General features: G+C 74.1%; 9 protein-coding genes. 6 read left to right on the top strand and 3 right to left on the bottom strand.

From position 1 onward, the window contains the following. Window positions 1–50: 50 nt before the first annotated feature. The 3 genes from HEP81_RS17720 (at window position 51) to HEP81_RS17710 (ending at window position 3,388) form a co-directional block, all read left to right on the top strand. A complete protein-coding gene (locus HEP81_RS17720) occupies window positions 51–1,538 on the top strand; it encodes a DNA-3-methyladenine glycosylase 2 (RefSeq protein ID WP_190276004.1) in 1,488 nt (495 codons plus the stop codon). A gap of 12 nt (window positions 1,539–1,550) precedes the next feature. Then, a complete protein-coding gene (locus HEP81_RS17715) occupies window positions 1,551–2,039 on the top strand; it encodes a methylated-DNA--[protein]-cysteine S-methyltransferase (RefSeq protein WP_037660392.1) in 489 nt (162 codons plus the stop codon). 164 nt (window positions 2,040–2,203) lie between these two features. Further along, window positions 2,204–3,388, top strand: a complete 1,185-nt coding sequence (locus HEP81_RS17710; protein ID WP_037660390.1) for a cellulose-binding domain-containing protein — start codon at window positions 2,204–2,206, stop codon at window positions 3,386–3,388. A gap of 160 nt (window positions 3,389–3,548) precedes the next feature. Here the strand turns inward: HEP81_RS17710 and HEP81_RS41515 are convergent, their stop codons facing one another. Then, on the bottom strand, window positions 3,549–4,103 hold the full coding sequence (locus tag HEP81_RS41515) for a WYL domain-containing protein (RefSeq protein WP_274599515.1): 555 nt from the start codon (window positions 4,101–4,103) through the stop codon (window positions 3,549–3,551). A gap of 135 nt (window positions 4,104–4,238) precedes the next feature. On the opposite strand from HEP81_RS41515, the gene HEP81_RS41510 reads away from it, so the two are divergent. The 3 genes from HEP81_RS41510 (at window position 4,239) to HEP81_RS17695 (ending at window position 9,266) form a co-directional block, all read left to right on the top strand. After that, window positions 4,239–4,448 (top strand): hypothetical protein, encoded by a 210-nt coding sequence (locus HEP81_RS41510; protein WP_051850458.1) that lies wholly within the window; start codon window positions 4,239–4,241, stop codon window positions 4,446–4,448. A gap of 158 nt (window positions 4,449–4,606) precedes the next feature. Continuing rightward, window positions 4,607–5,500: a glycosyltransferase family 2 protein gene (locus HEP81_RS17700; RefSeq protein ID WP_037660388.1), complete on the top strand. Its 894-nt coding sequence runs from the start codon at window positions 4,607–4,609 to the stop codon at window positions 5,498–5,500. 451 nt (window positions 5,501–5,951) lie between these two features. Further along, the gene (locus HEP81_RS17695; protein WP_063755266.1) at window positions 5,952–9,266 is read left to right on the top strand and encodes an AfsR/SARP family transcriptional regulator; all 3,315 of its coding nucleotides are present in this window, start codon (window positions 5,952–5,954) and stop codon (window positions 9,264–9,266) included. Between the two features lie 849 nt (window positions 9,267–10,115). Here HEP81_RS17695 and HEP81_RS17690 read toward each other — a convergent pair. Continuing rightward, window positions 10,116–11,822: a bifunctional 3'-5' exonuclease/DNA polymerase gene (locus HEP81_RS17690; RefSeq protein ID WP_037660387.1), complete on the bottom strand. Its 1,707-nt coding sequence runs from the start codon at window positions 11,820–11,822 to the stop codon at window positions 10,116–10,118. Window positions 11,823–11,870: 48 nt separating this feature from the next. Then, window positions 11,871–12,614 (bottom strand): Clp protease N-terminal domain-containing protein, encoded by a 744-nt coding sequence (locus tag HEP81_RS17685; protein ID WP_037660386.1) that lies wholly within the window; start codon window positions 12,612–12,614, stop codon window positions 11,871–11,873. Between the last annotated feature and the right edge of the window lie 82 nt (window positions 12,615–12,696).

Here is a 12,696-nt window from a genome sequence, read left to right as displayed (position 1 = left end):
ATGTCGGATTTCCGCCAGCGTGCCGCTTCGGTCCTGGTCATCCTGGAGTCATGCAGACAGCGACGCACTTCGACCGGGAGCATTGTGTGCGTGCCGTGCAGTCGAAGGACGCGCGGTTCGACGGTTGGTTCTACACGGCCGTGCTGACCACCCGGATCTACTGCCGGCCCAGTTGTCCTGTGGTTCCGCCCAAGCCGGGGAACATGACGTTCTACCCGAGCGCGGCCGCCTGCCAGCAGGCCGGGTTCCGCGCCTGCAAGCGCTGCCGCCCGGACACGAGTCCCGGCTCCCCGGAGTGGAACCAGCGCGCTGATCTGGTGGCCCGTGCGATGCGCCTGATCACGGACGGGGTCGTGGACCGTGAGGGTGTGCCGGGCCTGGCCGCCCGGCTCGGTTACAGCACCCGCCAGGTCGAGCGGCAGCTGCTCGCCGAGCTGGGCGCGGGCCCGTTGGCGCTCGCCCGCGCCCAGCGCGCCCAGACCGCCCGGCTGCTCATCGAGACCACGCCGCTGCCCATGGCGGAGATCGCCTTCGCGGCCGGTTTCTCCTCCATCCGCGCCTTCAACGACACCGTCCGCGAGGTCTTCGCGCTGTCCCCCAGTGAGCTGCGCCGGCGGGTGCCGGCCGGGCGGGCGGCGGGCGAGACCACCCCGGGCACGCTGTCGCTGCGGCTGCCGTTCCGTGCCCCGCTCAACCCGGACAACCTCTTCGGCCACCTCGCCGCCACCGCCGTACCGGGCGTGGAGGAATGGCGGGACGGTGCGTACCGTCGCACGCTGCGGCTGCCGTACGGGCACGGGATCGCCGCCCTCGCCCCGCGCCCCGACCACATCGCCTGCCGGCTCACCCTCAGCGACCTGCGCGACCTGGCCGTGGCGATCAGCCGCTGCCGCCGGATGCTGGACCTGGACGCCGACCCGGTCGCGGTCGACGACCGGCTGCGCACCGATCCGCTGCTGGCCCCCCTGGTCGACAAGGCACCGGGCCGCCGGGTGCCCCGCACGGTGGACGAGGCCGAGTTCGCGGTACGGGCCGTACTCGGCCAGCAGGTGTCAACGGCCGCCGCCCGCACCCACGCCGGCCGCCTGGTCACCGCGCACGGCACACCCGTGGACGATCCCGAGGGCGGCCTCACCCACCTCTTCCCCTCGCCCCAGGCACTGGCCGCCCTCGACCCCGACACCCTGGCCATGCCCCGCACCCGGCGCGCCACCTTCACCACCCTGGTGGGTCAACTCGCCGACGGCACCCTCCACCTGGGAGTGGAGTCGGACTGGGCGGAGGCCCGGGCCCGGCTGCTCGCGCTGCCCGGGTTCGGGCCCTGGACGGTCGATGTCATCGCCATGCGTGCCTTCGGTGATCCGGACGCGTTCCTGCCGACCGACCTCGGTATCCGCCGCGCGGCCGCCGAGCTGGGGCTGCCGTCGACGCCCGCGGCGCTGATCGCGCGTGCGGAGGCATGGCGTCCGTGGCGGGCGTACGCGGTGCAGTATCTGTGGGCGACCGACAGCCACCCGATCAACTTCCTTCCTGTGTAAGTGGGTTCTGCGATGATCTGCCACACCGAGACCGACAGCCCGTACGGTCTGCTCACCCTGGTCGCCGCCGACGGCGCCCTGTGCGGTCTGTACATGACCGCTCAGCGGCACCGCCCACCCGAGGAGGACTTCGGCCCCCGCGACGACTCGCTCGCCTGCTTCGATGCCGCCCGGGAGCAGCTGGAGGCGTACTACGCGGGTGAGTTGCGCGAGTTCTCCCTCGAACTCAACCTGCGCGGGACCCCGTTCCAGCGCACTGTCTGGGACCAGCTGGTCCGCATCCCCTACGGCGAGACCCGTACCTACGGCCAGCTCGCCGACGCCCTGGGCAAGCCGGGCGCTTCCCGGGCGGTGGGTCTCGCCAACGGCCGTAATCCGATCGGCATCATCGTGCCCTGCCACCGCGTCGTCGGCAGCGACGGCAGCCTCACCGGCTACGGCGGCGGCCTCGACCGCAAGCGCCGCCTCCTCGACTTCGAACGCGGCACGGCCCTGTTCTGAGTCAGCCCGCCGCCGAGTCCCCGGCCGGAGCCGCGCCGCGTTGCCCCGGCCGGGGACTCGTACGTCCGGCGCATTGACAGCCTCCGGCCGGAGTCGCTCTCATGTGTGGGAGCGCTCCCATAGTCGGGAACGGCACCCTCCCACCCACTGGCTCGGAGGTAGACATGCGCACTCTTGTCCCGCGATTACGGCACCACCCCTGGGTATCGGCGGTGCCGGCGGGGTTCTCGGCCGTCGGGCTGCTGCTGGCCGCCCTCGTCGCGGCGCCGGTCAGCAGCGCCGCGGCGGACTCGGGTTGCCGGGTCGACTACGCCGTCAATCAGTGGTCCGGTGGATACACCGCCGCGATCAAGGTCACCAACCTCGGTCCCGCCGTCACGAGTTGGCGGCTGACCTGGACGTACGGCGGCGACCAGCAGGTGACTTCGGCCTGGAACGCCGGCGTCGCGCAGAGCGGGAAGGCGGTCACCGTCACGGACGCCGGGTGGAACGGCGCCCTGGCGACGGGGGGTTCCGCGGACTTCGGGGTCCAGGGCACGTACCAGGCGGCGAACCCCACGCCGAGCGACTTCGCGGTGAACGGGGTGTCCTGCGGAGGGGCCACGGCGCCGACCGATCCGGGGACGCCGACCACGACCCCGCCGACCACCCCGCCGCCGAGCAGTGGCTGCGGGGGCGCCGTGATCTGCACCGGGTTCGAGGACCAGAGCGGGACCACGCCCTCCGGCGCCTGGCAGTTCACGGCGCCCGACTGCCAGGGCACCGGCACGGTCACGGTCGACACCTCCGTCGCGCACAGCGGCGGCAAGTCGATCCGGGTGGAAGGCAAGGCCGGGTACTGCAACCACGCCTTCGTCGCCACCACGGCGGACCTGTCGTCGGTGGGGCCCGTGTACCTCCGTATGTGGGTACGGCACACCACCGCCCTCCCCGCCGGACACGTCGCCTTCGTCTCCATGCCCGACAGCTCCCAGGGCGGCAAGGCGCTGCGCATCGGCGGCCAGAACGGCGCCCTCCAGTGGAACCGCGAGCTCGACGACGCCACCCTGCCCGCGCAGAGCCCGGCCGGTGTGGCGCAGAGCGCGCCGCTGCCCACCGGCAGCTGGCAGTGCCTGCGCTTCATGGTCGACACGTCGAACGGCCACCTCGACACCTGGCTCGGCGACCAGCAGGTTCCCGGTCTGCACCAGGACGGCGTCCCCACCGCGGACATCGACCAGCAGTGGCTGTCCCGCACCACCGCACCGCGCCCCACCGGCCTGCGCCTCGGCTGGGAGAGCTACGGCGGCGGTGACGACACCCTGTGGTTCGACGACGTGGCGGTCGGCTCCGCGCCGATCGACTGCTGAGGGGGCGGCGGCCCGGGCGTCGTACACGCCGGTACCGCAACCGTGCCGTCCGCCGTGTTCCGATCGGGACGCGGCGGACGGCACGGCGCCGCCGCGTGACCCCGTAACGGGTCCGGCTGCTGAGGGCTCTCAAGGAGGGCGAGGCCCCCGGCAGCGCGTCTCATCGTCCGCGCACGGGCCCCATGTCCCGCCCGCCCGATGCCGCGCTGGAGGCGAGCCTGTCGGACAATCGGGCGAGTGCCTCGCGGAGTTCGGCCGGGTGGTGCACGGTGAGCGGGCAGCCGAGCCCCGCCAGATAGCAGGCCATGGTGTCGAACCGCTCGGCGCGCGTCTCCAGCAGCACTCCCTCGGCGGTCTGGACGAGGGTCGCCGCGCCCGGCGGGATTCGGCGCGCCGCCTGCTCCAGGGTGGTGTGCAGGAGCACCCGGACCCGGTGCCGGCCCGCGACCTCGCCGAGGGCCGAGGCGAGCTGCGCGGCGGGGGCGTACCCGGGTGGCGGCTCGGTCGCCCGGGGGTGCGCGGCGGGTCGCAGGGAGCGGACGCGATCGACCCGGAACACCCGGATCTCGGCGCGGCGCGAGTCGAGTCCGGACACGTACCAGCGGCCCCCGTGCAGGACCAGCCCGTAGGGGTCCAGGTCTCGGGTGGAGGTCTCGCCCCGCCAGGACCGGTAGGTGATGCGGACCCGGCGCCGGTCGCGGGCCGCGGTGGCCAGGTCCAGGGCGGCCCGGCCCTTCGACGAGGACGACCAGCGGCGGGACCCGGTCTCGCTGGCCGGACTCTCGGCGGGCGATCTGACACAGATGCGCCGCGCGCGACCGCGCAGCCCGCAGCGCTGGTGCTGGGCCCCGTGCGCCGGCCCGCCGAGATCCCGGACACCCCGCGCACCCTGATCGCCGCCACCTTCACGGTCGAACAGGTGCGGGCCATGGTGGCGGCCGGACTGCCGGCCTTCGCGATGCTGGCGGGCCCGGGCTGGACCATGACCGAACTGCCCACCGGGCACTGGCCGATGCTGTCGCGTCCCAAGGGACTGGCGGAGTTGTTGCTTGCCGTGTGATGTCCCGAACCGGGATTCCGCCGCGACCAGCAAAGCATCGCAAAAAGGTTGTAAAGGGATCGACGGGCGGCGAACCGGCGCAGGTGGCGCGACCTCTTGGTGAACGATGGGCGGCGCGCGGTCAGGAACGCGTCGCCGCTGCCTGATGGGGTGTGCACATGGTGGAGCCGAGGATCGCCGTCGCCGTGGTGACCATGGGCAACCGGCCCGCCGAGGTCGACGCCCTGCTGGAGTCCGTGGCCAAGCAGGACCTCGCCCCCGCCCGGATCGTGATCGTCGGCAACGGCTGCCGGCTCCCCGAGTTCGCCCGCCGCCTCTCGCTGCCCGGCGAGGTCACCACCGTCGATGTGCCGGAGAACCTGGGCTGCCCGGGCGGCCGCAATGTCGCCCTCGCCCGGCTGCGGGAGTTCGGGGACATCGACGTCGTCGTGGAACTCGACGACGACGGGCTGCTCGTCGACGCCGATGTGCTGCGCCGGGTACGGGACCTGTACGCCGCCGAACCGCGCCTCGGCATCGTCGGCTTCCGCATCGCCGACGAGCACGGCGAGACCCAGCAGCGGCACGTGCCCAGGATCGGCGGCTCCGACCCGCTGCGCGGCGGCTACGTCACCGGATTCCTGGGCGGCGGCCACGCCCTGAGCACGGCCATGCTGGCCGAGACCGGTGACTGGCCCGCCGAGTTCTTCTTCGCGCACGAGGAGACCGACCTCGCCTGGCGCGCCGCCGACGCCGGCTGGAGGATCCGCTACTGCCCGGAACTGCTGCTCCAGCACCCCAAGACCTCCCCGGCCCGGCACGCCATCTACTACCGCGTCAACGCCCGCAACCGCGTCTGGCTCGTACGGCGCCGGCTGCCGCTGCCGCTCATCCCGGTCCACCTCGGGGTCTGGACCCTGCTCACCCTCGCCCGCACCCGTTCCGCGGCCGGACTCAAGGCATGGTTCGGCGGGTTCGTGGAGGGGGTCCGGGAACCGGCGGGGGAGCGCAGGCCGATGCGCTGGCGGACGGTGTGGCGGCTGACCAAGCTGGGCCGCCCGCCCGTGATCTGAGCGCTCGGGGCAGGGGGCGGCGGGACGGGGTCCCGGTCGTTCACCTCCGCCGACCGGGACCACCCACGTCCCCGGATCCGACCTGCGGCGACACTCCCCCGAGTTACGCGACTGACGCGCGCGCCGTCGGGCCGGTTCCGATGGAATGATCACATCAAGTCTCACCAACGGATCGCTAACATGTGGCCGAGGGAGCGTCGGTGCGTGACAGGTCGGATGACCGGAACTCACCCGGCGGCAGCGGCGGCAGGCCGGTGAGCGGACCGGCGTCCGGACGTCCGGACGACCACTGACCAGGGTCGATCGCCCCGCGGACGGCGACAGGGAACCGCCCGCGAAAGGTGGCGAGAAATCGTCGCCTGCGGGACGGATTCCCGCCAGGAGTACGGCGGGTGCACGCCCGCCGCGGAGCACGGTCGGCCCGGCCGGCGCGGGAAGGCAGTGGAGCGGCGTGAAAGGGCGGCGCGAGCTGCGGTTCGGACTGCTGGGTCCGCTGGTCCTCTACGACCGCCCGACGTACGAGACGCCGTGCGACGCGGTGCCCGCCACCCCCGGCCACGCCGCCCCTCACCATCCCGTCCCCGGTGAGGGCACACCCGACACCGCCGCCCGCGCCATCGGCAGCCCCAAGGTGCGCGCCCTCCTCGCCGCGCTGCTGCTGGAGCCCGGCCGGGTCGTGTCGGTGGAGTCGCTGAAGGACGCGCTGTGGGGCGGGGCGCCGCCGGCCTCCGCGCAGGCGTCCCTGCACAACCATGTCACCCGGCTGCGCCGGCTCCTGGACGATCCCGAACGGCTCAGATCCGTGCCGCCGGGCTATCTGCTCCGCGTCGACCAGGGCGAGCGGGACGTGGACGTGTTCGACGCGCTGGTCACCGATGCCCGTGCCGCGCACGCCCGGCAGGACTGGCCGGGCGTCGTACGGTCCTGCACGAAGGCGCTCGCGCTGTGGCGCGGCACCCCGCTCAGCGGGCTGCCCGACCTCGGCGGCCACACCCTGGTGCCGCGTCTGGAGGAGGCGCGGCTGATCCTGCTGAAATGGCGGTACGACGCCGAACTCGCAATCGGCGGAACGCGGTTGGCGGCGCTCGTGCCCGAGCTGTCGGCCCTCGTCGCCGAGCATCCGTTCCGCGAGGCGTACCACCGTCAGCTGATGCTCGCCCTGCACCGCACCGGCCGCCAGGCCGAGGCCCTCGCCGTCCACCGCGATCTGCGCGCCCGCCTGATCGAGGAACTGGGCGTCGAACCCGGCCCCGCCATGCGCGAGGCCCATGTGGAGGTGCTGCGGGGGAGCGACGGGAGCGACGCATGGCTCCCGGAGGGCGAGGACGCGGGGGAGGGCGCGGCCGGCGGTGAGTCCTGTCGGCCGACCGAGGCCGGCCGCCCGGCGGGGGAACGGAATCGGACGGAACACCCGCCCGCACGGGGAGGCGACGGCGAGCTGAAGCCGGTCGCTTCCGAGGTTTCGCGTGCGGACGAGCGTGAAGGTGAGGGCGGCGGCGAGCGCGAAGGCGGCCGCGACGGCGAACGCGAGGGCGAGCCCGACGGCGCCACGCCCGCAGCGCACCCCCCACCCCCCGCCCAACTGCCGCCCCCACCGGCCCACTTCACCGGCCGTACTCCCATCCACCGCGCCCTGCGGCACGCGCTGACCGAGCCGCCCGCGCCGGGCCCGGCCGTCGCCGTGGTCTCCGGCATGGCGGGCGTCGGCAAGAGCGCGCTCGCCCTGCATGTGGCCCATGAGCTGCGGGAACGTTTCCCCGACGGTCAGCTCTACGTCAATCTGCACGGAGCCACCCCCGGCATGCCCCCGCTCGCCCCGGTGCGGGCCCTCGCCTCCCTGCTCCGCGATCTCGGGGTCGAGCCCCGCAATGTGCCCGAACACGCGGACGCGGCAACCGCGTTGCTCCGCTCTCTGCTCGCCCCCGCCCGCATGCTGCTGGTCCTGGACGACGCGGCCGACGCCGCCCAGGTACGCCCCCTGCTCCCGGCCGGCCCCGGCTGCGCGGTGATCGTCACCAGCCGCTCCCCGCTGACCACCCTCGACGGCGCCCGCCGCTTTCCGCTCACCCCGCTGACCGGCGAGGACAGCGCGACCCTGCTCCGCGCGCTGAGCGGCCGTCCGGGACTGGACGCCGGGCACGCCCTGGTCGAGCTGACCGGCGGGCTGCCGCTGGCGCTGCGCGTGGTCGCCGCCCGGCTCGTGGCCCGGCATGCCCTCACCCCGGACGTGCTGGCCGGTCAACTGGCCGCCACCGGGGGCAGGTTGCGGCAGCTGGAGTACGACGACCTCAGCGTCCGGCGCTCCCTCGCCGTCGCCCATGACGCCCTCGCCGCCGCCGACCGCGAGGCCGACCGGGACGCGGCCCTCGTGCTGCGCCGCGTCGGCGCGCTCGACCTGCCGACCTACGGTGCCCCGCTTCTCGCCCGCCTCACCGGCATCGACGCACGCCGCGCCGAGGCCGCCCTGGACCGCCTGGTCGACGTGGCCCTTCTGGAGGAGACCGCCTACGGCCGCTACACCCCGCACGACCTGGTCCGCGAGTTCGCCCGCGAACTGGCTTCGAAGGAGGAGGTCCTTACGACGGCCGGCCCCTCCCCTGCCGACCGGGCTGCCACCTGTCCCCGGACCGACGTGCACCCCGACCTCGTCGCCCTGCGCTGGTACGCCGCCGTGGCCGAGCGCGCGCTCGTCGCCATCGTGGAACCCGGCCTCGACCTGGACGACCGGCTGCGGCCGACTCCCGCGCAGCCGCCGGAGCACGCCGCCGATGTGGCCGGGCTGCGATCCTTCGAGTCGGCCGGGCAGGCGTTCGCCTGGGGCGAGACGGAGCTGGAGAACGTGGTCGCGCTGGTGGCACGCAACGCCGACGCGGAGGACCCGCGCAGGCTGGCCCATCTCTCGGTGCTGACCCGCCTGTTGTTCCCGTATGTGCAGCGCAGTGGCCGGGTCGCGGAGATGGAGGTGCTCGGGCGGGCCGCGCTCGGGGCGGCAGGGCGGCTCGACGACGAGGAGGCGCGGGCGTACGCCCTCGGCGACCTCGCGGGCCTGCACTTCCTGACCGGCCGGCACAAGGACGCGCTCGCCCTGACCGACCGCTGCCTGGAGAGCTGGCGGCGGCTCGGGGTGGCCAGCCGCATCCGGCGCTGTCTGAACAACCGGGGGCTGCTGCTGGAGGGACTCGGCCGGTTCGCGGAGTCCGAGGAGGCGCTGCGGCAGAGCCTGTCCTACGCACGGCTGCTGAACGATCCCGTCGGCGAGGCCGTCACCCACAGCCATCTCGGGAACCTCTACGAACACACCGATCCACGCGCCGCCATCGAGCAGCACCGGCGCTCGCTGGCGATCGGGGAGACGGTCGGCGCCGTCATCGTGCGCCACTCCGCGCACTGCAACATCGGCTACGCCCATCTCGCCCTCGGCGAACCGGCCGCCGCCGCCCGGCACTTCGAGCAGAGCCTGAGCATCCTCGGCGGGCACGGCGACTGGCACGGCGAGTCCCAGACCCGGCTCGGCCTGGTCCGCGCGCTGCGGGAGCTGGGGGAGGGGGAGCGGGCGTACATCGAGTGCGGCGAGCTGCTGCGCCGCGCCGACGCCCGCGCCGACCGCTACACGGGCGGCCTGGCCCGCCACCAGCACGGCCTCCTGCTGCACGCCCAGGGCCGCCACCGGGAGGCCCGCACCGCCTGGCACACCGCCCTCACCGCCCTGACCGGCACGGACGAACAAACCGTCCTGACCGAACTGCGACACCTACTGTCCGAGTGAACCGACCTACGCCGCCCGGCCGTTCGCCCTATCCCCACCCGGCTCACTCGACGGCGCGGGCCCGCCCGGAGCCGCCCCGTGCGGCTCGGGTCTCACTCCGTGCGACAGCGGTCGGCTGTCAGGCGCGTGTCTGCCCGACGGCGGCGGGCCGCCCGGCGTCGCCACGCACTGACCCGGTGTCCCCTCGGCGGTAGTCGACCGCCAGCCGCATGCCCGCCCGGCAGCGGTCGCTCGCCCGGAGCCGCCCCGTGCGGCTCGGGTCTCACTCCGTGCGACAGCGGTCGGCTGTCAGGCGCGTGTCTGCCCGACGGCGGCGGGCCGCCCGGCGTCGCCACGCACTGACCCGGTGCCCCCCGGCGGTAGTCGACCGCCAGCCGCATGCCCGCCCGGCAGCGGTCGCTCGCCCGGAGCCGCCCCGTGCGGCTCCGGCGCCGGTTGCGCGGCGGCTGGTCGCCCGGCACCGGCTCGCGCGGTTTCGGTATCGGCCGAAGGGAGTGCGACGTCGCCCCGCCCGACGACGACGGCTGGCCGCCCGGCGCCTGCCCTCTCGGGCCCGGGCCGTCCCGTGCGGGTCCGGCGTCGCCCCGTGTGGCAGCGGTCGGCCGTCAGGTGTTTGCCTGTTCGGCAGTGGCCGGTCCTCCGGCGCCGCTCCGCGCGGTTTCGGTATCGGCTGACGGGAGTTCGGTGCCGCCCCGCTCGGCGGCGGTCGGTCGACGGGGTCCGGCGTCACCCCATGTGGCAGCGATCGGCCGTCAGGCGCATGGTCGCTCGGCGGTGGCCGGTCGGCCGGCACCGGTGCGTATGGGTTGCGTGTCACCCCGCGCGGCGGCGCAGCACACCCGCGCCCCCCTACTTCGCGTCCGCATAACACTCCACCACCGCCGTCGTGAACGGAAACCGCACCGGTGTCTCGCCGAAGGTCAGCCGCCCGGCGAGGGCAGACGCCTCGTGGATGGCGGCCACCACGGTGTCGGCCTCTTCGGCGGGGCAGTGCACGATCACCTCGTCGTGCTGGAAGAAGACCAGTTCGGCCCGCAGCCCGGCGCAGGAGCGGCGCAGCGCGGCGAGCAGCAGCAGAGCCCAGTCCGCGGCGCTGCCCTGGACGACGAAGTTGCGCGTGAAGCGGCCCCGCGCACGGGAGTTGGTGGAGGCGTAGCCCGGCACCCAGGCGGTCTGGCCGTCGGCCGGTGTCTCCCCTTCGTCCTCCCCGGCCCCGATGGGGATGCCCGCCTCCTCCGCCGCGTCCTCGCCGACGCCCGCGGCCGGTGGACAGGTGCGGCCCAGCCAGGTCCGCACCAGCCGGCCCTCCTCACCCGCCCGCGCCGCGTCGTCGACATAGGCGACGGCCTTGGGGAAGCGGCGGCGCAGCGCGGCGAGGTTCTTCAGTCCGTCACCGGAGGTCTGGCCGTAGACCGCGCCGAGCACGGCCAGCTTGGCCTGGTCGCGATCGCCGGAGAAGGCCCGGTCGGACACCGCCTGGTAGAGGTCGCTCTCCCGGCCCGCGACCTCCATCAGACCGGGGTCACGGGAGATCGCGGCCAGCACCCGCGGCTCCATCTGGTCGGCGTCGGCCACCACCAGCCGCCAGCCGGGGTCGGCGACCACGGCCCGCCGGATCACCTTGGGGATCTGAAGGGCGCCCCCGCCATGGGTCACCCAGCGCCCGGTGACCGTGCCACCGGCCTGGAACTCGGGGCGGAAGCGGCCCTCGCGCACCCAGTCCTGGAGCCAGGACCAGCCATGGGCCACCCAGATGCGGTACAGCTTCTTGTATTCGAGCAGCGGTGCGACGGCCGGATGGTCGAGGGTCTGGAGCTCCCAGCGGCGGGTGGACCGCACTTTGATCCCGGCCTGCGCGAACGCCCTGATCACATCGGCCGGCAGATCGGGCCGGACCCGGCGGCCGAACGCGGCGGACACCTCGTCCGCCAGCTCCGCGAGACGGCGCGGCTCGCCCCCGCCCGCATACCGCTCCCCGAGCAGATCGTGCAGCAGCCCGCGGTGCACCTCGGCGCTCCAGGGCAGCCCGGCCCTGTTCATCTCGGCGGCCACCAGGGTGCCGGCGGACTCGGCGGCGGTCAGCAGCCGCATCCGGCCCGGGTCGCCCGCCTTCTCGTGCCGTCGCAGCTGGTCGGCGTAGACCGCGAGGAGGTCGGCCAGCGGCAGCGTGGCGCCGGTGGACTCGAACAGCGGGGACTGGGCGCCCGGATCGGCCGCCCGCTGCGGCGGGTCGGCCGGCACGGGGCCGCCCCGGAGGCGGGCCAGGGCGGCGGCGGCCGAGCGTGGTTCGCCGTACCGCCCCTCGTGGCCCAGCAGCAGGGTCTCGGCGACCTCGATGTCGTAGCACCGCTCCACTCGCACCCCCGTGGCGAGCAGGCGCGGATAGACATCGGCGGTCGACCGCCACACCCAGCGCGTCACCTCCGGGCGGCTCCGCACCGCCCCGGCGGGATCGCTCTCCCGCCGCACCGGTCCGGCGGGCAGCCCGTCCGGGCCGAGGGGGGCGACGTCCACGCCACCGTCCTCGGCCGGAGCGAGTGCCCACCGGTCGGCCATGACTGCGAGTGTGGCAGGCGACACTGACAATCGCCGTGACCTGCGCTTTCAGTCCTCGGTGGGGGTCGTTGAGCGCTTCTCCAGAAGCAGTGCGAGGACCCTGTCCACGTACTCCTCGGCCGCGGCCTTGGTGACGCCGAGCCCGCTGAGGACGCCCGCGCCGTTCTCGTGCTCCAGCAGGGCCAGCAGGATGTGCTCGGTGCCGATGTAGTTGTGCCCGAGCCGCAGCGCCTCACGGAAGGTGAGTTCCAGGACCTTCTTGGCCTCGGGGCCGTAGGGGACGAGGTCGGGGACCTCCTCGGCGGCCGGCGGCAGCGCGGCCGTCGCGGCTTCGCGCACGGCGTCCAGCGGGACGTCCTGCGCGGTGATCGCCTTCGCCGCGATGCCCTCCGGCTCGGCCAGCAGCCCGAGGACGAGGTGTTCGGGGCGGCCCTCGGGGTTGCGGGCGGCCACCGCCTCGCTGTGCGCGGCCATGACCACGTTCCGCGCGCGCGGGGTGTAGCGGTTGAAGCCCTGGTTGGGGTCGAGGTCGGCGGACTCCTTCGGCACGAAACGCTTCTGCGCCGCCTGCCGGGTCACGCCCATGCTCTTGCCGATCTCGGTCCAGGACGCGCCGGAGCGGCGGGCCTGGTCCACGAAGTGCCCGATCAGATGGTCCGCCACATCGCCGAGGTGATCGGCCGCGATCACCGCGTCTTGTAGCTGGTCGAGGGGTTCGGGATGAACCTTCTTGATGGCCTCGATGAGGTCGTCGAGGCGCACGGATGCCGTGATGTTCGGGTTGGTCGCCATGTGTCAACCGTAGGTTGCGCCCACGAGAGTGTCAACCGATGGTTGACAGTGAAGAACCCCGAGCGCCTGACGGCGTGGATTT

It is taken from the genome of Streptomyces griseofuscus, from assembly GCF_014673495.1.
GTDB lineage: Bacteria > Actinomycetota > Actinomycetes > Streptomycetales > Streptomycetaceae > Streptomyces > Streptomyces murinus.
The sequence above is the reverse complement of the archived record's forward strand: the minus strand, read 5'-3'. Positions and strand labels throughout refer to the sequence as shown.